This is a genomic window from Clostridium sp. TJA020 (assembly GCF_058310295.1).
Window position 1 is genome coordinate 745,124 of the sequence record NZ_JBZEFC010000001.1, and the last position, 21,646, is coordinate 766,769.

General features: G+C 26.3%; 23 protein-coding genes. 3 read left to right on the forward strand and 20 right to left on the reverse strand.

Features of this window, described 5'->3' with window-relative positions; all coding sequences use genetic code 11:
• Positions 1-186: 186 nt before the first annotated feature.
• The 5 genes from asrC to AC4FQ1_RS03885 are packed head-to-tail and all read right to left on the reverse strand — an operon-like array spanning position 187 to position 4,499.
• Positions 187-1,158 carry a sulfite reductase subunit C gene (gene asrC / locus AC4FQ1_RS03865; protein WP_491168957.1) on the reverse strand — a complete coding sequence of 324 codons (972 nt, stop codon included), beginning with the start codon at positions 1,156-1,158 and terminating at the stop codon, positions 187-189.
• A 13-nt stretch (positions 1,159-1,171) separates the two neighbouring features.
• Entirely contained in the window at positions 1,172-1,966 is a 795-nt protein-coding gene (asrB, locus tag AC4FQ1_RS03870; protein WP_491168958.1) for an anaerobic sulfite reductase subunit AsrB, read from the reverse strand.
• Positions 1,956-2,975: an anaerobic sulfite reductase subunit AsrA gene (gene asrA, locus AC4FQ1_RS03875; RefSeq protein ID WP_303128244.1), complete on the reverse strand. Its 1,020-nt coding sequence runs from the start codon at positions 2,973-2,975 to the stop codon at positions 1,956-1,958. Before asrA ends, asrB begins: the two co-directional genes overlap by 11 nt.
• Positions 2,976-2,988: 13 nt before the next feature.
• On the reverse strand, positions 2,989-3,762 hold the full coding sequence (locus tag AC4FQ1_RS03880) for a formate/nitrite transporter family protein (RefSeq protein WP_491168959.1): 774 nt from the start codon (positions 3,760-3,762) through the stop codon (positions 2,989-2,991).
• Positions 3,763-3,815: 53 nt separating this feature from the next.
• Positions 3,816-4,499: a Crp/Fnr family transcriptional regulator gene (locus tag AC4FQ1_RS03885; protein ID WP_491146725.1), complete on the reverse strand. Its 684-nt coding sequence runs from the start codon at positions 4,497-4,499 to the stop codon at positions 3,816-3,818.
• A gap of 141 nt (positions 4,500-4,640) precedes the next feature.
• Between AC4FQ1_RS03885 and AC4FQ1_RS03890 the strand changes: the two genes are divergently transcribed.
• On the forward strand, positions 4,641-5,282 hold the full coding sequence (locus AC4FQ1_RS03890; protein WP_303128230.1) for an undecaprenyl diphosphate synthase family protein: 642 nt from the start codon (positions 4,641-4,643) through the stop codon (positions 5,280-5,282).
• A 69-nt stretch (positions 5,283-5,351) separates the two neighbouring features.
• Here AC4FQ1_RS03890 and AC4FQ1_RS03895 read toward each other — a convergent pair whose 3' ends face one another.
• The 3 genes from AC4FQ1_RS03895 to AC4FQ1_RS03905 form a co-directional block, all read right to left on the reverse strand.
• Complete coding sequence (locus AC4FQ1_RS03895; RefSeq protein ID WP_303128227.1) at positions 5,352-6,704, reverse strand: sodium-dependent transporter; 1,353 nt, start codon at positions 6,702-6,704, stop codon at positions 5,352-5,354.
• Positions 6,705-6,989: 285 nt separating this feature from the next.
• Complete coding sequence (yidA, locus tag AC4FQ1_RS03900) at positions 6,990-7,805, reverse strand: sugar-phosphatase (RefSeq protein WP_303128225.1); 816 nt, start codon at positions 7,803-7,805, stop codon at positions 6,990-6,992.
• 49 nt (positions 7,806-7,854) lie between these two features.
• The gene (locus AC4FQ1_RS03905) at positions 7,855-8,409 is read right to left on the reverse strand and encodes a TVP38/TMEM64 family protein (protein ID WP_491168960.1); all 555 of its coding nucleotides are present in this window, start codon (positions 8,407-8,409) and stop codon (positions 7,855-7,857) included.
• A 214-nt stretch (positions 8,410-8,623) separates the two neighbouring features.
• Here AC4FQ1_RS03905 and ytaF point away from each other — a divergent pair, with 214 nt between their 5' ends.
• Complete coding sequence (gene ytaF / locus AC4FQ1_RS03910) at positions 8,624-9,244, forward strand: sporulation membrane protein YtaF (protein WP_303128220.1); 621 nt, start codon at positions 8,624-8,626, stop codon at positions 9,242-9,244.
• A 122-nt stretch (positions 9,245-9,366) separates the two neighbouring features.
• On the opposite strand, the gene AC4FQ1_RS03915 is transcribed toward ytaF, so the two are convergent.
• The 8 genes from AC4FQ1_RS03915 to AC4FQ1_RS03950 all read right to left on the reverse strand — a co-directional run bounded on the left by AC4FQ1_RS03915 (position 9,367) and on the right by AC4FQ1_RS03950 (position 17,396).
• Positions 9,367-9,783 carry a DUF3785 family protein gene (locus tag AC4FQ1_RS03915; protein WP_303128211.1) on the reverse strand — a complete coding sequence of 139 codons (417 nt, stop codon included), beginning with the start codon at positions 9,781-9,783 and terminating at the stop codon, positions 9,367-9,369.
• A gap of 46 nt (positions 9,784-9,829) precedes the next feature.
• Positions 9,830-10,930: an iron-containing alcohol dehydrogenase family protein gene (locus tag AC4FQ1_RS03920; protein WP_491168961.1), complete on the reverse strand. Its 1,101-nt coding sequence runs from the start codon at positions 10,928-10,930 to the stop codon at positions 9,830-9,832.
• A gap of 116 nt (positions 10,931-11,046) precedes the next feature.
• On the reverse strand, positions 11,047-12,474 hold the full coding sequence (locus tag AC4FQ1_RS03925) for a DEAD/DEAH box helicase (RefSeq protein ID WP_491146720.1): 1,428 nt from the start codon (positions 12,472-12,474) through the stop codon (positions 11,047-11,049).
• A gap of 102 nt (positions 12,475-12,576) precedes the next feature.
• A complete protein-coding gene (gene hydF / locus AC4FQ1_RS03930; protein WP_491168962.1) occupies positions 12,577-13,764 on the reverse strand; it encodes a [FeFe] hydrogenase H-cluster maturation GTPase HydF in 1,188 nt (395 codons plus the stop codon).
• An 18-nt stretch (positions 13,765-13,782) separates the two neighbouring features.
• Positions 13,783-15,162 (reverse strand): [FeFe] hydrogenase H-cluster radical SAM maturase HydG, encoded by a 1,380-nt coding sequence (hydG, locus tag AC4FQ1_RS03935; RefSeq protein ID WP_491146718.1) that lies wholly within the window; start codon positions 15,160-15,162, stop codon positions 13,783-13,785.
• Between the two features lie 79 nt (positions 15,163-15,241).
• On the reverse strand, positions 15,242-16,354 hold the full coding sequence (hydE, locus tag AC4FQ1_RS03940; protein WP_491168963.1) for a [FeFe] hydrogenase H-cluster radical SAM maturase HydE: 1,113 nt from the start codon (positions 16,352-16,354) through the stop codon (positions 15,242-15,244).
• A gap of 14 nt (positions 16,355-16,368) precedes the next feature.
• Positions 16,369-16,617 carry a TM1266 family iron-only hydrogenase system putative regulator gene (locus AC4FQ1_RS03945; RefSeq protein WP_303128191.1) on the reverse strand — a complete coding sequence of 83 codons (249 nt, stop codon included), beginning with the start codon at positions 16,615-16,617 and terminating at the stop codon, positions 16,369-16,371.
• Positions 16,618-16,883: 266 nt separating this feature from the next.
• On the reverse strand, positions 16,884-17,396 hold the full coding sequence (locus AC4FQ1_RS03950) for a hypothetical protein (RefSeq protein WP_303128188.1): 513 nt from the start codon (positions 17,394-17,396) through the stop codon (positions 16,884-16,886).
• A gap of 182 nt (positions 17,397-17,578) precedes the next feature.
• Between AC4FQ1_RS03950 and AC4FQ1_RS03955 the strand changes: the two genes are divergently transcribed.
• A complete protein-coding gene (locus AC4FQ1_RS03955) occupies positions 17,579-18,466 on the forward strand; it encodes a GGDEF domain-containing protein (protein ID WP_491146715.1) in 888 nt (295 codons plus the stop codon).
• A gap of 23 nt (positions 18,467-18,489) precedes the next feature.
• Here AC4FQ1_RS03955 and AC4FQ1_RS03960 read toward each other — a convergent pair whose 3' ends face one another.
• From AC4FQ1_RS03960 to AC4FQ1_RS03975, 4 genes are all read right to left on the reverse strand, one after another.
• The gene (locus AC4FQ1_RS03960; RefSeq protein ID WP_303128182.1) at positions 18,490-19,383 is read right to left on the reverse strand and encodes a DUF368 domain-containing protein; all 894 of its coding nucleotides are present in this window, start codon (positions 19,381-19,383) and stop codon (positions 18,490-18,492) included.
• Between the two features lie 144 nt (positions 19,384-19,527).
• Positions 19,528-20,529: an inorganic phosphate transporter gene (locus tag AC4FQ1_RS03965; protein ID WP_491168964.1), complete on the reverse strand. Its 1,002-nt coding sequence runs from the start codon at positions 20,527-20,529 to the stop codon at positions 19,528-19,530.
• Positions 20,522-21,148 (reverse strand): DUF47 domain-containing protein, encoded by a 627-nt coding sequence (locus AC4FQ1_RS03970; RefSeq protein WP_303128178.1) that lies wholly within the window; start codon positions 21,146-21,148, stop codon positions 20,522-20,524. Before AC4FQ1_RS03970 ends, AC4FQ1_RS03965 begins: the two co-directional genes overlap by 8 nt.
• Before the next feature lie 277 nt (positions 21,149-21,425).
• Positions 21,426-21,646, reverse strand: a 221-nt coding sequence (locus AC4FQ1_RS03975; protein WP_491168965.1) for a ferritin family protein, incomplete at its 5' end; no start/stop codon positions are given.

Consider the following 21,646-nt stretch of genomic DNA (forward strand, 5'->3'; position numbering starts at 1 on the left):
TAACATTATACAACGATTTATATTTATCTTCTATTTTATTTTTTTATTATATTTTATTAAATAAAAATATCACTAGAAATTTGACTTTCAATATAAATTGTAAATCAGATTCTAGTGATATTCAAATAACTTTTTATTATATTTTATATAAACTCGTAGTTATATGAGATTTAGAACTAAAAATTATTAAAGATTAGGATATTTTATTCCACTCCAGTAAACATTATTTTTCATTATAGCTTCATCTGAAAGAGTAACTCCTTCTAAAGCCCATTTTTTCCATTCCATAAATCCTGTTCTATCAATAATATATCCAATATGCTCTTTTCCACCTGGTGCATCTTTTGCTATATATTCTTTTACGTATTTATAAGTATTTTCTATAATTTTAACTATACTATCTTCATCAGCCCAAATTAAAAAGTCTTCTCCAAGTCTTGGATTTTTCTTTCCTGTTCTTCCCATTATTGAAAGTCTATAATATTTTTCTTTACTTCTAGTCCAAGCTCTTGTAGGACATGACATTACACATTCTCCACAACCTATACATTTACTAGCATCTCTTTTTACTTTATAATTTTCAAAAGTTAATGCCCCTGTTGCTTTCTTCTTACAAGCTTTAACACAAGCTCCACAACTTACACATCTGTAATAATCATATTGTGGTTTTGTCATCCCTATTATTCCAAAGTCGTGCATTCTAGCCTTTATACAATCATTTGGACATCCAGTAAGAGCTATTTTAAAATGAAGATCATTTGGGAATATTGCTTCTTCTATTCTTTTTGCAAAATTAGTTGTGTTATAATTTGCAAAAGGACAAACATTATTTCCTATACAAGCTGCAACGTTTCTTGTTCCAGCTGCTGTATATCCTTGTCCCTTAACTTCTTGATTTATTTGAAGTCCCTCTATTATAGGTTGAAGCATTTTGTTTACTTCATCAATATTTTCAAACTTAATTCCTGGAATTTCAAATCCTTGTCTTGTTGTTATATGAACAGATCCGTTACCATACTTATCTGCAATTTCTTGAATCATTCCTAAATATTTTGAGTCTAAGTGTCCACCTGGTACTCTAACTCTTGAAGCTGTAACTCCTCTTGTTTTAGTTACTCTGAACGCATTTTTCTTAAGCTTCTTTGTATTCATATCCATAAAAACGTTCCTCCTAATCTATTAAAAGTTTACCTTTTGTATAATTAAATACTGGACCATCTAAACATATATATGTATCATCTATCTTACAATGTCCACATTTTCCAAGTCCACAACACATTTTTCTTTCTTGAGAAATCCATATATTTTCTTCTTTTATTCCAAGTTTTAAAAACTCCATTACAGTAAACTTCATCATCATAGGTGGTCCGACAACTATAACTTGAACATTTTCTTTATCTTTAATCTCAAGTTCAGGTATGAACTTAGTTACAAGACCAGTATGTCCATTATATCCTTCTTCTGCTGAATCAACTGTAACTATTAAGTTCATTTTATCTTCCCAAGCTTTTAAATCATCTTTAAAAAGCATATCTTTTGGGCTCTTAAATCCTGTAATTAAAGTTAAACCATTAGTTTCTGAAGAATTATTAGCAAAATAACTTACAACTCCTCTAACTGGTGAAAGTCCTGTTCCTCCAGCTACAACTATTAATTCTTTATTTTTATAATTATCCACATCGAATCCATTTCCATATGGTCCTCTCATGAATAACTTGTCTCCAACGTAATTTTTAAATATTTCATTTGTAACTTTACCAACTCTTCTTATTGTTAAATCAACAAAATTTTCACCTATTCCACTTACTGATATTGGAGCTTCACCATATCTTGGAATTGATACTTCAAAGAATTGTCCTGGTTTTACATCGCCCTTAAATTCCATTCTAAATGTATATTCTATATCTGTATGTTCAATTACTTCTAATATTTTTGAAGGAAATGGTATATAATCATTATTTATCATTTGCGTTCACCTCGTCCATTGCATCTTGTAATTTATTTATACATCCTGATACACTTATGTACTCTGGACATATGTCATCACATCTTCCACATCCAACACACATATGGTATCCCCATCTCTTTTTATAATCATATACTTTATGCATGATCTTGAATCTCATCTTTTCACCATTTGATTTTCTAAACTCATGTCCACCAGCCATTGTAGTATATCCTGGAACTTGGCATGAAGCCCAAACTCTTCTTCTTTCTCCTACATTTTCATTATCGCTGTAATATATGTCTTGCATTGAATTACAAGTACAAGTTGGACAAACAAATGTACATCTTCCACAAGCTATACATCTTTCTGAATATTCATCCCACATTTTTGATTTAAATATATTTATATTTAAATTTTCTGGTATATTAACACTTACCTTATTTTCTAAAACAAAATCTGGTTTTATTTCTTCTTCTTTTTTAGGAATATCATTAAAATAGCCATTAAGTTCTTCATCTTTTATATCTAAGTATGCATATTCATCTGTAACTTTTAAATAAGCATCATAGTTTTCTGATTTATTTGTTCCCATATCAACACAATAACAGCTATCAAAGCTATTTTCACATCCCATAAGAACAAACTTTACATTATCTCTTATTCTTTTATAATAAGGATCTTCAAAGCCATTTCTTAAATAAATATCATCTAATCTTTTAACAGCATGTAAATCACAGCTTCTTAAGAATATTATTTGTGGCTTTTCTTTATAGTCTGGTACTTTATATTCATCTTGGTTAAAAAATAATATTGTTTCTGTTATAGGAATTAATGCTTCCTTATATGAATAATCTGATTTCTTATTAAATTCAATATCCTCTACTTTTTTAACTACATCGTATCTCACAACATCTGTTTCTGATGATCTTCCAGCCCCTTCTATAACAGTTGGTGCCATAATCTTATAACTTTTTGATAAGTTTTCAAAAACATCATTTAAATCTTTAGTTCTAATTTTAAATCCCATAATAAACTCCTTCCTAATGAGCTCTTTTATTTGTTGAAATTATATAATAAGGGATTGCTACAAATACTACTCCTCCTACAATATTTCCTAATGTTACAAATAATAAGTTATACAAACTTCCTATTATATTAACATCTCCATAAGGTACTAAATTTCCAATAGTAAGTAATGACATATTTGCTATACTATGCTCAAAACCTATTGTAAAGAATACATATACACAAAGTGTAATCATTAGAATTTTTCCTAACTCATCCTTCATTCTGTAACAACACCATACAGCTAAACAAACTAATATATTGCAGAGAATTCCTCTTATAAACAATTCTCCTGGAATAACATTAATTTTATTCATAGCATATTCTGCCATATATTCACCTGAAATACCTCTCCAAAGCCCTGATGCATAATAAAGTATCGCTATTAAAACTGACCCAATAAAATTACCAAAGTAACTAACTCCCCATATTTTTATTAAATCATTAAATTTAATTTCTTCACCTAAGCATCCTGATGTCATAACTAAAGCATTACTCGTAAAAAGTTCTGCTCCTGCAAAAATAACTAAGCTTAACGCTACTGAAAACGAAAGTCCCATAACTATTTTTGTAAATGGCGATCCAGCTTCATTTAGTGTACCTCCAACTGTATAAGAAAGTATTACTCCAAATCCCACAAAAAGACCTGCAAGAATAGCACTAACAAAATAACCTCTTAAATTATTAGTTAATAGGTTAGTTTTCTTTCTAGATAGTGCTACAATCTTATTAAAATCTTCTAAATACATTTTTAATTCCCCCTAATTATATTCCCTTTCTTTTTTCTTATCTGTGATAATTATCACAAACCTTTAAAATAATTAGACAAATTGTCTCTATTAATTATAATAACTTTTTTATTTTCTCTTCTTATAAGCCCCTCCTTCTCTAATATTTTTATAGCTCTTGAGATAGTTTCTCTTGGCATTCCAAACATATCTGAAAGATATGTAATGCTTATTTTTAAATTAATTAAAGTTTCAGTTCCACACTCTACCCCATAATCCTTAGATAGCTTCCACAGCTTAGCTGCAAGCCTTTTCTCAATTTTAAGAGGAGTAGAATTTTTCATTTGTCTATATAATCTTCTAACCTTTAAAGATAATGAATCTAAAACTTTTTTTGCTAATTCAAAATCTTCACTCATAATTTTTATAAAGTTATTTCTATCAAAAACATATATATATCCTTCGTCAAACATTTCACAGCTTATTGACGCCTTCATTCTTTCTAATATAACTTCATTTAATATATTTCCTTCTCCTAATATAAATATTATTTTTTTATGTGCAGCTTCATTTAATTTGTATAAAGATACTTTTCCACTTTGCACTATATAAATCTCATCTATATAATCTTTATCTCTAAATACATGTTGTTCTTTCTTAAAGTGAACCTTTTTACCTATTTCACATAATTTTCTTAACGTTAATTCATTAATACCTTTAAACATTTTACATGCTTTCAATTCATTTAAATTTATCATTTTATCACCTATTCGTGTTTATTTCTATCTTACTATACTTTACATTATATATATATTTCAACTGTTTTATAAATTTATATTTGGATAATTTTTATTAATATGGAAATAATAAAAATATTAAAATTTTAGGAGGAAAATAGTATGAGAATTCCAAATCATATTGGTATAATTCCAGATGGAAATAGAAGATATGCTACATCAGTAGGTTTAACCAAAGACAAAGGATACTCTCTTGGAATACTACCAGGACTTATATTATTTAAACAATGCCAAAAATTAGGTATTAAAGAACTAACTTATTATGGATTTACAATTGATAATACAAAAAGACCTTCTGAACAAAAAAAAGCATTTATAAATGCTTGTATAGAATCAGTAAAATTACTACAAAAAGAAGACTGTGAAATATTAGTTATAGGAAATAAAGATTCTAAAAACTTTCCAAAAGAACTAATACCTTACACAAAGCGTAAAGTATTTGGAAAAGGTGGAATAAAGGTAAACTTCTTAATTAATTACGGGTGGGAATGGGATCTTTACTCATTAAAAAATAGTAATAATAAATATAAAAATATAATTAATTATATACAATCAAATGACATATCTAGAATAGATTTAATAATTCGTTGGGGAGGTAGAAGAAGACTAAGTGGATTTTTACCTGTTCAATCAGTTTATTCAGACTTTTATGTTATAGATGATTTATGGCCTAATTTTAATGAAAATCATTTATTCCAAGCACTAAACTGGTATAACGAACAGGATATAACTTTAGGTGGATAGAGTTTATAATCTAAATAATAAAATAGCAATAAGTTTTCTTCTTATTGCTATTTTTATATAATGGCTTTTCTAAATAAATGTTTTTATAAAAACTATAAATATTAAAGCCGGAGTTATGTATCTAACTAAGAATGTAATAAACTTAACCAATCCTTCATTCTTTAATGTTCCATTATTAGTTAACTGAGAAACATATATTTTATTACTTACAATATGTCCCATTAATATAGTTACTAAAAATCCATTTATAGGTAATAAAACATTTGATATAAGATCATTATAAAAATCAAAAAATGTTAATCCAAATATAGTATTATGTGCTAAAATTCCATTTGGGTTAGCTGATAATGCAGCTAATGAACCAAATATTAAAATAACAATTATACAAATTATTATAGATTTTTTTCTTTCTATTTTAAATTGTTCTGTAAGCATAGCTACTATTACTTCTAATATTGATATCATAGCCATTGTTGCAGCTATTGCAGTAAGTAAAAAGAATATTACTCCAAGTATTGAGCCACCTGGTATTTTTGAGAATATTAAAGGTACAGTATTAAATAAAAGTCCTGGACCTCCTTCTGGTTTCTGTCCAAATGAAAATACCGCTGGAAATATTGCTGTTCCTGCAATTAATGACACAAAAGTATCTGATAAAGCAACCTTTGTTCCAGTTGATATTAAGTTAGTATCATCTGTAAAATAGCTACTATATGTAATCATTGATCCTGTACCAACTGAAAGTTTAAAAAATGCTAATCCAAGGGCAGATAAAAATACTGAAAATGTTACCTTTGAAAAATCAGGTTTAAATAAAAATTTAACTCCTTCTATTGAATTTGGTAAAGTTAAACTTCTAACTGCACAAAAAAGAAGTAAAATTATAAGTATTGGCATTAATACTTTAGTCATTTTTTCAATACCACTTTTAACACCCATTGTAAGTATAATTCCACCAACAATTAATGCTAAAAGTTGCCATAATATAGGACTTAATGGACCAATACTTGTTTGATTAAACATATTTGTTAAAGTTTGTGCATTAGCACCTGCAAATTGTCCTGTAATTGCTTTTACAACATATGAATATACCCATCCAGTAACTACTGTATAGAAAAATAACATACAGAAAGATGATGTTACTCCAATTATCCCAATTATCCTAAAAAACTTTTTATCTGTTATACTTGCTACTGCACCATAAACATTTTTCTTTGTTTCTCTTCCCAATGCAAATTCACTAATAAGTGCTGGTATTCCAATTACTAGAATACACGCTAAATAAATAATTATAAATGCTGCTCCTCCATTTTCTCCAACAACATAAGGAAACATCCATATATTCCCTAGTCCTACACAAGAACTTAAAGTTGCGAAAAATATAGCTAAGCCTGATGAAAATTTTTCTCTATTTTCTTCCATCTTATCCTCTCCATCCTGCTAAATGTATTACTAATTGATTATATACTTTTAATTATTATTTTTTCAATATATTAATATTTAAATTTGATATTTTTTTATTTTATCTGTCATTTATTTCAATTTTCACTCAATTTTTATCCTAATTTTGTTATTTAAATAAATTTTATACAATAACCTATTATAATATTTTTATTATATATAAATTTATCCTTTATACTAATTTAAAGAAAATTAGATATTAATAATAAAAAAAGTGCTGAATTAATCAGCACTTTAAATTAAATTTTATATTCTATCTTTTATTACAAACTCCTCTATAACCTTACCAACACCATCATTATTATTTGTATCAGTTATATAATTTGCTATTTCTTTTATTTTATCACATGCATTTCCCATAGCTACTCCAAGACCTGCATATTCTATCATTGGGAAATCATTCATTTCATCTCCCATTGTAATTATTTCTTCTCTCTTTATTCCTAAGTGTTCAGCTAATAACTTAACACCTTCTCCTTTATTTGCTTTCTTATTAAAGAATTCTAAGAAAAATGGTGCACTTTTAGCTACACTATACTTTTCATATATTTCTTTAGGTAACTTTTTCATTCCTTCCTCTAATATTTCTGGTTCATCAATCATCATTACCTTTATTATTTCTTCGTCATCTTTTATATCACTAAAATCATTTATATAAAAATCTATTCCATTATGATACGCTTCATAACTTGTATATGTATTTTCCTTAGGAGTTATTAATCCTTTTTCCTTTGAGAAAGCATGAATATTAAGTCCTGCTTCATCAGCTAATCTTTTTAAATACTTAAGATCTTTACCTGTTATTGTAACATCACAAACAACATCTCTACTTTTTGTTTTTTGAACTAAACATCCATTATAACTAAGAACATAATCATTATCTCCTAAAAGATCAAGTTCATCTAAGAATTTTAATAATCCATCTATAGGTCTACCTGATGCTAAAACAACATATACCCCAAGTTCTTTAGCCTTTTTTATTGCTTCTCTATTTCTTTCTGTTATTTTTTTCTCTTCATTTAAAAGAGTTCCATCCATATCTAGTGCTATTAACTTATACATTCTATACTCCCCTTTAATGTTTTAATTAAACTTTATCAGATTTATTATATCATACTTTTTTACTCTTTATTGACTTATAAATAAAGTAAATTGCTATGATTGTAATTGCTAACTTTATTGACTTTTCACCTGAAGATACTATACCATAACTTACTAAAACCTCTAATAATATAGAAGGAATCTTTCCCAAAAATGTAGCTATATTATATCTAAAATCATCTATTTCGCTAACAGATGCTGCTAGTGTTACAAAACCAGATGGTATAAAAGGTATTATTCTACCTTGAAATATTAAAAAGGCTGCTCTATTTCCTTTGCTATTTGATATTTCCTTTAAAACTTTATGTTTATTAGTTAAATTATTGAATCCTTTTTTAAATCCCTTTCTATATAACTTAAATGTAATAAATCCACCAATTGTTTCACCAATTAAAGATATAAAAAAACCTGAAATAGGTCCAAAGAATAATATATTAGCTCCTGTTAAAAAAACAGATGGTATAACTCCAGAAATTGCAATTATTATACTTATTATTAAACTTATGAAAATGGCAAATTCACTATAATTATTTAATACATTTAAAAACCAATCTACATTTAACATAATTTCCCCACTTTTTTTATATTTGTAATTTATTATATGATAAAAATCTATGTAAAACTACATTTTATTAATCTATAATTATTAAATATTTTATTTCAAGTTATAAAATAATTTAAAATATGTATAATATTTAAAAACTTCATATACTAAATCACACTTGTAGAAATTTGTCATAATATAATATAGCATATAAAATTTTTCGAGGTAAAGTTTTATGGAAATACTGATTTTAGTTTTTTCTCTTGTAATAGATTCTTTTGTAGCCAGTATAGCCTATGGCGCTGATAAAATAAAAATTCCTAATCTATCTGTAATTATAATAAATGTAGTATCATGTGCTATGCTCGCCATTTCTCTTCTACTTGGTAACTATTTAGAAAATATAATGCCTAAATTTTTACCTAAATATATTAGCTTTTTTATTTTTGTATGTTTAGGTATTTATAAATTATTTGAAGTTTTTTTCAAAAAATATATTAGTAACTTTTCAAAGCTTGATAAACCTCTTACTTTTAAATTATTTGACTTTAAATTTGCTCTTACAGTTTATATAGATGAAACTAAAGCAGATTTTGATAAATCAAAAAAAATATCAATAAAAGAATCAATTTATTTAGCATTAGCTTTATCTATAGATAGTTTAGCAGTAGGTTTTGGAGCAAGTTTTCTAAGCATTAGTCCTTTATTGCTTTTAATTGCATGTTTTTTACTTGGAATACTTGCTATTAAATTAGGATGTTATATAGGTAGTAATGTTCTCAAAAAGCAAACAAACACAGATCTTTCTTGGCTTTCAGGAATATGCTTATTATTAATTGCTTTTTTAAAATTATAAATAAATGTATTCCATAAGTTAAATAAATTTAACTTAAATAATACTTTAATAATTTATATTAAATATAAATTTATACTTTTATATAAAAAAGAGGCTATCTTATAGATAACCTCTGTATTTTATTATACTTCTAACTGTTCTATTTGAATTATATATTCACTACAATTTGCACAAACAATAATAGTTACAATATAGCTATTATCAACCTTTCCTTCTAATTCTAACCTATTAAAGGTTAACCCTTCATATTCCTTTGAAATATCACTTATAATATATTTCCCATTTTTAGAATAAACATAAAAGTAATATTCTAAATATTCACTTATACTCTTTTTTTCTTTAAAATTTTCATTACATATTTCACAAGGTGTATCATAATAAGCTTTTTGAAAATCAACTTCCTTACTTTCATTTAAAAGTTCTAATATTTTATCTACATTTAAACCTTCTATTGGGTTTTCTTCATCATTTATTAATTCAATTATGTTTTCATTATTTAATTCATAATTTTTATCTTCATATTTAAACTCGTATTTCATAAAATCTCCTCTTTTCTTAAATAATATATAATTAGTATATCATATATTATTTCTCTATTAAGCTTTTATAATATATATTATATAAGTCATCATATGTTATGTTTTCAATATGATTTTTTAACTTTTCTTTATTTTTAAATACTTCATCTGTATAACTTTTAATTTCTTCTTTTGTAACATTTATATCAATTTCTATTAATTTACTTATAAACTTTTTTAAATCCTTTAATGAAGTAAATCCTAATATATTTACTATATTGTTTATTTTGTTTTTATTTTTAAATGAATCCAAATATTCATTATAAAAACATAAATTTGCTATTCCATGTGGAATATTCTTATAATATGTTAATGGGTAACCCATACCATGAGGAAGAGATGTACCAGTTTTTGATATTATAGCTCCCCCAATAGTTGATGCTACCATAAGTTTTTCTCTATCCTCGTCAGTTAATGTTCCATCTAATAAATCATCAGAAGCTTCTGACCATATTTTTAAAGCTTCTAAAGCCAATCTATCTGTATATTCTGTAGAATTACTATTTAAATATCCTTCTACTATATGAGAAAAGGAATCCATCGCTGTATTTCTGCTTATTTCTATATTTAATCCTTTTGTATATTTAGGGTCTATAAATGCAATTTTAGGATAAATATCTTGTCCTAAATTTCTTTTACATCTTTTATCGTTATCAGTTATTATTGAATATTGAGTTACTTCACTTCCTGTTCCTGCTGTAGTTGGAACTGCAATTACAGGTAAACTATCTAACTTTTTTTGATTAAATATATTATCTTTATTTACATTTAAATTTTTTATCATAAAGGCAATTGCCTTGGATGCATCTATTGCCGAACCTCCTCCAATTCCTATAATAAAATCTGCTTTTATCGTTCTACCTAAATTGCTAGCTGATTCTATTGTTTCAATTGAAGGATTTTCCTCAACTTTATCAAATATATAATATTCTTTATTATAAGCATCTAAAGCACTTAATATATCACGAAGCGCCCCATTTATTTTTGCTGATTTTTTACCAATAACTATTAAAGCTATTTCTCCTAAATTTTCAAACTTTTTATAATTATTTTTTATTATGTCTTTATCAAATAAAATCTCTGTTGGAACTTTTAAATCTAAATCCAAGTATATCACTCCTATTATACCCTTTTACTAATATATTTATTTTATACTTTTAACTTTATTCCTGTTAAAACAGAAAATAGATGTAATAAAAAATATTTATCACATCTATTTTTAATTTATTTTTTAGCTATTTCTACTCTTAGCTTTTTTCCCTTTATAGTTTTTTCTTTTAATTTAGAAATTACTTTTCTTCCTTTATTATTAAGTATCTCAACAGTTGATCCATTGTCTTGAATATCAATTATACCTACATCTTCTTTTTCAATACCTTCTATACTCATTATAGTTCCAACTATATCTATTACTCTTATTTTTTTCTTCTTTCCACCATTTAAATATATTTTAGTTATATTTTTATTTAATTTCTTTGTACTCTTTTTAATTTGAGGTCTACTTTTTAAAATTTTTATACTTTCATCTATATTTATATTTTCACATTCTTTATAATCTTCTATTTTAAATCCTATATACTCTTCTATTCTTTCTAAATATTTATTTTCAAAAGGAGTCATAATAGTTATAGATTTACCACTTTTTCCTTTTCTTCCCGTTCTACCAATTCTATGAACATAAGCCTCTTTTTCAACAGGTATATCTATATTTATTACATGAGTTACATTATCTACATCAATTCCTCTTGATGCTATATCAGTAGCAATTAATATTCTAAATTTTCCTTCTTTAAATTCGTCCATCTTTTTTGTTCTATCTTTTTGCAACATATCACCATGTATTTTATCTATTGAATATCCCTTTTTCTTAAAATATTCAAATGCTAACTCCACATTATCTTTTGTTCTACAAAAAACAATTGCAGTTTCTGGTTTTTCTTTTATTAAAATCTCATTTACTTTATTAAGTTTTTCTTTTCCCTCTACTTTTACTAAACCATGAGTTATCGTATCAGTTACTAAACCTTGTTTTTTTATACTTATTTCTACTGGTCTATCCATATATTTTTTACTTAGTTCTTTAATATTTTCATTAATTGTAGCAGAGAATAACATAGTTACACGCTTTTTACTTATTCTTCTAAACACCCCTTCAACTTGCCCAATAAAACCCATATTAAACATTTCGTCAGCTTCATCTATAACAAAATATTTTAGCAGTTTTCCATTTAAAGTCCCTTGGTCTAAATGATCCAAAACCCTACCTGGAGTTCCAACTACAAAATGAACTTTACCTTTTAACTTTTTTTCTTGCTCTTTAAATGATTCTTTTCCAACCAATGCTACTGCATTAATTCTTTTATATCTTCCTATATTTAAAATATCATCTCTTATCTGCATAGCTAGCTCTCTAGTTGGAGCTAATATTAAAGCTTGAGGTTTATTTTCTTCCCAATCTATTTTTTCACATATAGGAATTAAAAATGCAGCAGTTTTTCCACTTCCAGTTTGAGATTTAACTATTAAATCTTTTTTTAAAAGCCCTTCTTTAATTACTAAATCCTGAACATTTGTAGGTTTTATATATCCTAAATCATTTAATGCATTTATTATTTCTTTACTTAATTTAAACTTTTCAAATTGATTTTTCATAAGTTCTCTCCATTGTTTTTTATTTTACTTATTTAATATAACATAAATAAGTTTGTTTAAACAAAAAAGAATGGTTATATAACCATTCTTTTTATAGAAATATTATATTAAATTCTCTGTAGATCTATCTAATATTCCAGTTAAAAATGCAAGAACAACACCATAATTTGTTATAGGTACTTCTTTGTCACTACAAATTTTAACTCTATTTAAAACAGTTTTTCTATTTATCATACAAGCACCGCAATGAATTATTAAATCATATTTTTGTATATTTTCTGGGAAATCATGTCCTACCCTAAATTCAAAGTTTAATTTTCCACCAACATACTTTTCTAAAAGCTTTGGAATTTTAATTCTTCCTATATCTTCATGAGATACATTATGAGTACAACTCTCAGATATTAATATATTTGCTCCAGGTTTTAATAATCTTATTTTATTAACTCCATCTATAAATGATTTTAAATCACCTTTTTGCCTTGCAAATAATATAGAGAAACTTGTAAGCTTAATATCTTTTGGAACTATTTTACTAACACTTTTAAAAGCTTGTGAATCTGTTATAACTAAATCTATATCTTTTAAATCAGATAATGCACTTAAAAGCTCTGTGTCTCTAACTACATAACTCTTAATACCATTATCTAAACAATCTCTTATAACTTGAACTTGTGGAAGTATAAGTCTTCCTTTTGGTGCTTCTGAATCTATAGGTACAACTAAAATAACTTTACCACCATAAGGCACTAAATCTCCAATTAGTGATTTTTCTTCATCTTCTTTTTCTAATATATTTACTAAAGCTTCCTTTATTTCATTAATTCCTATATTTGCAACTGTAGATGTACATATAACTTCTTTATACTTAGTTTTTAATGTTTCTACAATTTCTTTACTTGCAACTTCAGCTTTATTTGCAGCAACTATAAAAGGAATATTATATTTTAAAGCTTCAACTTTCCATTTATCAAAAGATTCAAAATCAGGACTTGATGCATCAAGAACAAATATAGCAACATCTGTTTTCTTTAATACTTCCATTGTTTTTTGCATTCTAAGGTTTCCAAGTTCTGATTTATCTTCAAGACCTGCCGTATCTATTAAAAGAACTGGTCCAACTGGTATAAGCTCCATAGCTTTTTGCACTGGATCTGTAGTTGTTCCCATAACTTCTGATACTAAAGACATTTCTTGACCTAATATTCTATTCATAAGTGAAGATTTACCACTATTTGTATTGCCAAAAATAGCAATATGTTTTCTATTTGCATTAGGTGTATTGTTCATATTAGTCATCTCCTATTTTTACATGAAAAGATCTCTCTTTCCTTCTTTTAGTTTCTTAATATTATTTAAAACTATATTTTTAGTCTTTTCATTTTTTATAGCATTTGCAACAATCTCTGCATTTTTTAAAGCTTTTTCTTTAAACTCATCATCACCATAATCTAAAGCATATTCCACAAGAGTTGTTATAGCATTTGGCTCACATACATTTTGTATTTCACCAGATTTTGCAAGTTTCATAAATCTATCTCCAGTTCTTCCTGTTCTATAACATGCAGTACAATAACTTGGTATATATCCATCATCTAATAATTCTTTTATAACTTCAAGTGGTGTTCTTTCATCAGCAGTCTCAAATTGTCTATCATCATTTCCATTTTCTTCTCTTTCTTTGTATCCTCCAACTCCTGTACTTGAGCCTGCTGATACTTGTGATACTCCATATCTTAATACTTCTTTTCTCATAGCAGCAGATTCTCTTGTTGAAAGAATTATACCAGTAAATGGCACTGCAATTCTAAGTACTGCAACTAATCTTTTAAACATATCATCTGTTAAAAGATATGGGAACTTTTCCATTGTTACTCCACTTGCCTTTTTAAGTCTTGGAACTGATATTGTATGGAATCCAACCCCAAATTTTTCTTCTAAATGAGCATTGTGCATCATAAGGCCTAAAACTTCAAACTTATAATCATAAAGCCCAAATAAAGCTCCTCCACCAACATCATCTATTCCAGCTTCCATCGCTCTATCAAAAGCTGTTAAATGATATTCATAATCTCCCTTTAATGAATTTGGATGCATTGCATCATATGTTGGTTTATGGTAAGTTTCTTGGAATAATATATATGTACCAATTCCTGCTTCTTTTAATTTTTTATAATTTTCTACAGTTGTTGCAGCAATATTTACATTTACTCTTCTTATTTCTCCATTTTCATTTTGTGTATCATATATTGTTTTTAAACAATCTAATACATATTCAATAGGTGCATTAACTGGATCTTCTCCAAGCTCTAATGCTAATCTTTTATGACCCATTTTTTCTAATATTTTAACTTCTTCTCTAACTTCTTCTTGTGTTAATTTTCTTCTTGAAAATTTATTACATCTTTGATAACCACAGTAAACACAATTATTTACGCAATAATCACTTACATAAAGAGGCGCAAACATAACTATTCTCTTTCCATATATGCTCTCTTTTATTTCTCCAGCTAACTTATATATAGAAGAAACAATTTCCTCATCTTCTATTGATAAAAGTATTGCTATATCTCTATAACTTAATTTTTCCTTTTTTCTTGCTCTTTCTATTACATCTTTTGCTTCTTCTATACTTGGATTTTTTGTTTCCTCTAAAATTTTGTAAATTAGTTCGTGATTTATAAACATTATACTCCTCCTAAGTGATATTTTAAACTATTATTAAAAAAGATATTTTTTAAGTTTTTAACCTTTTTCATTAATAATTTTAATTTAATGATAAATATTTTTTTGAATTCAAATTATTAGACGAATCATCATTACATTTATTTTCTTTAAGCCAAGTTACATTATCTCCCCTGCTTACTTCAACTTCATATCCAAAGTTTCTCATTCTCTTTTCTATACAAAGTCTACATTCTGCTGCTTCATCACCAGTACATATTTTTCCATCATATAATGCATACTTATCCCTAACTTCTGTTGGAGAAAGATTTGGCATTACAACATTCCCACCTGCTTTTATTCCTTTTTCACGACCTAATGGGTCTATACTACCAAGAGCAGTAGTTGCAGGTAACAATACATCAGGTAATAACAATCTTACAATAGAAAGCATTATTACTGTTTTTTCTAATGTCCCACCTTTTTCATCACCTAAAGGTGTATCTTTTTGTGGAATAAATGGACCAATCCCACACATATCAGGTTTAAATTCTTTTACAAATAATAAATCATTTACTAAATCTTCATTTGTTTGTTCTGGAAGTCCTACCATAAATCCAGCTCCAACTTGATATCCAATTTCTTTTAATTCTCTTAAACATTTACGTCTTTCTTCAAAAGATGCACCTGGATGAAGTTTATTGTACAATTCTTTTGTAGCTGTTTCATGTCTTAATAAATATCTGTCTGCTCCAGCTTCAAACATTTTTTTATATGAATCATAACTTCTTTCGCCTAAAGATAAAGTTATTGCATTATTTGGATATCTCTTCTTTATCTCTTTTATAATTTCTACCATTTTATCATCTGTAAAATAAGCATCTTCTCCACCTTGTAATACATAAGTCTTATATCCTAGTTTGTCTCCTAAATCAACACATTCCATAATTTGATCAAAAGTTAATCTATATCTATCGGCATTTTTATTACTTCTTCTTATTCCACAATAAGCACAATCTTTTTTACAGTAATTAGTAAACTCTATAAGTCCTCTCATATAAACCTTATTACTATAGTTCTCTAACCTAATCTCATTTGCCTTTTCACATAAATATTCCTGTTCTTTTAAGGTTATATTATTTAACAAGTATAAAAGCTCATCTCTTGTGGCATTATGTTCCTTATATAATTTATCAATAATGTCTTTTACTTTCATTCTTCTCCCTTTCTTTATATCTCTTTTTTTGCTATAGCTGTCTTTACAGTTACTCCTTTTATATTTCCAAGCTTTCCAGTTAAACTATTTATATCATTAATGTCACCTGTAACTGTTAATGATATAACTGAAATTCCTTCATCAAAAGGTATTCCCATTCTCCCCCTAATACTTCCTCTAAACTCTGATACTATAGAGTTAAATTTTTCTTGGCATAGCTTTGGTTCTTCAAGAATTGCACTTATTACTGCTATTTTATTCACTTATTTTACCTCCTAAATAAATAAAAGCTGATTTATCTAAAATAAATAGAAAAATCAGCTTAAAATATGTACTCTAATAATAGGTATTAAAACTATTTATAAAATGCCTATATTATTTATACTAAATATTTAGTTAGCCTCTTTCTTCTAGATTAGATTACTCTTTTCTATTAGATAACTTTTAACTTAAAACAAACAAATATAAAAAGATGAAGCTCTCTTAATATTTGAATTACTTAACTATTATAATATATTTTTCTAAAATTTTATATACCTAATTTAACTAAAACACTATCTATTATTTGTTTTCTTTTTTCTGTTAAATATTCTCCATAATAATCTTTTTCTTCATTTATATTATCTATATACACTAAAAAGAAATTATCAAATTCCCACTTATAAGTCTTTTCTATCTCTTCAACTATTTCTCTAAATATTTCAATAGAATTACTCTTTTTAAATTTTCTTATTTTACTCTCTAATGATGTATTATATTGTTTTATTTTTGATACTATTCTTTGTATCATTTGTCTCTTATTTTTTAAGAAATATTTTTCAAAATCTATTTTTAAAGAAATTAACTCTGAAATTTCATATCTTCTTCCTTCTATGTTTATATTAGCTTTCCCTTTAATAAACAAATTGCTTAATATATCTTCAACAAAATTTTCCAAACCTTCTATATTATTTAAATACTCCTTGCCTCCAACAATCTCTATAGCTTTTCTTAAATTTTTAATTGATTCTTCTATTTTTCTATCTTTTAACTCAATAATCATATTTTTCTCTCCTAATTATTAAAATAATATACTATATATTATAATTACGAAGAAAAGCCTTGTCTATAAATGCTTTACATTAAATTGTTTTAATATAATATATGTACATAATATAATTTTATAGTATAATATGTAATAAAATTATTTTTAAATTTAATCTTATAATTAATAAGAGGTTATTTATGGATTTACTTGACAAAATAAAAAATAAATTATCACACTTTAAAAACTTTTATGATGTAATTAGAATTATAGATCCTATTAGCTCAAATGTAATAAATACATCAACTAATGGTGATAAAAACTCTATTGAGCCTATATTATGTTATAAATTTTGGAATAAAAATGAAAAATGTAAAAATTGTATTGCTCTCAATGCATATTTAAAAAAGGACACATTTATAAAAATAGAATTAAAAGAAAATAAAATCTTTTTAATAATTGCAACTCCAGTAGAGTACAATAACAAATTATATATTGTAGAACTTCTTAAAGATATATCAACAAATATTTTCTTAACAGATAACTCTAATAATATAACAGCTAAAGAATTAATGTCTACTATAAATGAAAGCTTATATAAAGATGAACTTACAGGAGCATATAATAAGCGTTTAATTTATGAAAAACTAAATAAATTATTATTAAAAGAAACTAATAATCTACCAATTTCATTATTAGTTATTGATTTAGACTATTTTAAAGATATTAATGACTTATATGGTCATATCATAGGAGATAATGTACTTAAAGATTTTTCCTCTGTTGTTTTTTCTTGTCTTAGAGAAAGTGATTTATTTGGAAGATTTGGTGGAGAGGAATTTGTAGTAATATTAGATAATTCACCAATAAAAAATGCAAAAAAAATCGCTGAAAGAATACGAAAAACTGTAGAGGCTCATTTGTTTGAATATAATGGTTTAACTATAAATTTAACATGTAGTATAGGCGGATATACAATATATGATAAAAAAATATCTGATAATGAATTTTTAACTTTAGCAGATAAAAACTTATACATTGCTAAAAACTCTGGAAGAAATACATCTTTAATTACTTCTGAAAAATAAAACTACTGCAAAATGCAGTAGTTTTATTTTCTATTTTTATTTTCTAATTTAACTTTCAATCTTTCTAAGAAAACTATTATAGCTCCACCTATTATAAAGTAAAAAATACTAAATGTATTCATATTCATTGGTGCTTTAGGAATCTCTAATGATGTAGGTCCCATAAAAACAGCATATAAAGAACCTATCATAAGACCTAATATACAATAAATAGTTTGAGATCTATAATGAGAAAGGGCATATTTAACTCCTTTTATAGTAACAGCAATTCCTGTTAAAACTCCAAGTCCAAATATTATTACTACTGGCAAATAATCAAAATTAAACTTTAAAACTTGCTTAATAGCTCCAAGAACAGGTGCATAAAGTCCAAATATTAAAAGTATAGTTGAACCTGATATTCCTGGTAAAACCATAGCTGATATTGCTATCATAGCAGAAATAAAAATATATATTGAAATACCTATATTCAAGCTTTCTACTGATACTGTAATTCCTGAACCACCTGCTGCTGGATTAAAATATGTAATTCCTACAACAATAAGTATACCTATTATTAAAAATATTATATTTTTATATTGTCCAATAACACTTTCTTTTTCTTCTTTAAATATTATTGGTATAGCAACAATTATAAATCCTATAAACAATGAACTGATTTCATAAATATGATCATTAAATACTGAAGTTATAAATAATACAGATAAAATAAAGCCTGTTATCCACCCAATTCCTAGTTTAATTAAAAATTTAATAGCTTCTATTCTTTTTTCTTTATTTCCTAATACAACATCATTTAATGAGTTTATAAATTTATCATAAAACCCCAAAATAAACGCTATAGTTCCACCAGAAACTCCTGGAACACTATCTGCTAGCGCCATACAAAACCCTCTTATAAAGTTTATAATATACATTTAATCTCTCCTCTTATAATTAGTATTTTTGTTATTCTTATTTGCACAAGTTATATTTTACATTTTTTTCTTACAAAAATCTACTTTTTTAAATTATTCTTAACAAAGAAAAAGAGATAGAATTTCTCTATCTCTTTTTCTTTGTTAAACTATAATCTTTAAAATCTCTACTACTATTCCTGCTATTATAGCACTTAAAGGTACTGTTAAAATCCAAGCCCATATAATATTTTTTGCAACGCCCCATTTAACAGACTTTATATTCTTTGAAGCACCAACTCCCATTATAGTTGTTGTTATAACTTGAGTAGTACTTACAGGTGCATCAAATATTGTTGCTCCAAGTATTGAAGTAGCTGCTCCCATTTGGGCTGCAAATCCACCTACTGGAGTAAGTTTAGCCATTCCACTTCCCATTGTTTTTATTATCTTTTTACCACCTACTGATGTACCAAGAGCCATAGCAAGTGCACATGCTCCTATTACCCATATTGGAACATCAAATGTACTTATAAGACCTCCACTTAAAAGAGCCATAGTTATAATACCCATTGATTTCTGTGCATCATTGGCTCCATGGTTAAGCGCCATAAACGCAGATGCTAATATTTGAAGCTTTTGAAATAATCTATTAACTCCTCTTGGTTTAAATGGTTTAAGTATCCAATTTAATATAACCATTACTATGTATCCTAAAACAAATCCTATGGCAGGTCCAAGAACTAACCATACTATTACATGATCAAATACATTTGCCCATTGAACAACATGAAAAGATCTATTATATACTATTCCTCCACCAATAAGAGAACCTATAAGAGCATGAGATGAACTACTTGGTATTCCAAAATACCATGTTATTATATTCCATACTATACACGCAATTAATACTCCAATTAATACCCATTGTGGCATATAATTATGACTTACTATATCATCACCAACTGTTTTTGCAACTGCTGTTCCCATAAATGCTCCTAAAAAGTTAAATGTAGCACAAAGAAGTATTGCAGTTTTTGGCTTTAAGGCCCTTGTTGTTATTGTTGTTGCAACTGCTGTTGCAGTATCATGGAATCCATTTATAAAATCAAAAGATAACGCTAAAAGAACTATAGCTATCGTAATTATAACTGCTGTACTAGGCATTCTTCATTACAACTCCTTCAACTATTGCTGCAACTTTTTCACAATAATCTAAAGTATTTTCTAAAAGTGTAACTATTTCTTTCCATTTTATTATTTCTAATACATCTTCGCCACTTTTAAATAAGTTTGTTATTGTTTCTCTATAAAGTAAATCTCCATTATGCTCTATAGAATTTATCTTTTTTATCTTTTCTACTATTCTATTGTTTTTCTTGCCTATTTTCTTAAGCTCTTCCATTAATCTAACAACTTCCTCAGTTGCCATTTCAATCATTTCACATAATTTGATTACTTCTTTTTTGCTTGTTTTTACATCATACATTATAAGTCTACTTCCTGCTGAATCAATTGAATCTAATATATTATCCATTTTCTTTATTAACTTATAAATATCTTCTCTATCTATAGGTGTTATGAAAGCATCTTCAAGCTCAACTATACTATCATGAACTATTTTATCTCCCTTATGCTCTAGACTTCCAATTTCTTTAGAAATTTTTTCTTTGTCTTCTAATTCAACAAATCCTCTTTTTAATAATTTACCAGCTTCATGAATATTTTTAGCTTCTTCAACAAACATCTCAAAAAATTTATCTTCTCTTGGATTTAAATTGAACATCTCTGTCACTCCTTATTAACATATATGGTTTGAAACCATTCCTTAATAAGTATAATCGTTACTTTTTTTTATTTAAATGCTTTACCCTTTTTGTTAACGTATTGTTTTATTTTTTAACCTAAATTTAATATAACTTTATTTTTATTAAAATTTGAAAACATTTACTATTATTATTTTTTTAATTATTTCCATATAAAAAAGTTACATTAAGTATACTACTTAATGTAACTTTGATGATTCATTATAGGAAGTTTATAAGTTTTTATGATGTTTGTTATTATCCAAAGTATCTATCTAATACACCTTTGAATGCTTGACCATGTCTTGCTTCATCTTTACACATTTCGTGTACTGTGTCATGGATTGCATCTAGGTTTAATTGTTTAGCTAAAGTTGCTAATTCTTTCTTTCCTTCACATGCTCCAAATTCTGCATCTACTCTTGCTTGTAAGTTTTTCTTTGTATCTGCTTCTAATACTTCACCTAAAAGCTCAGCGA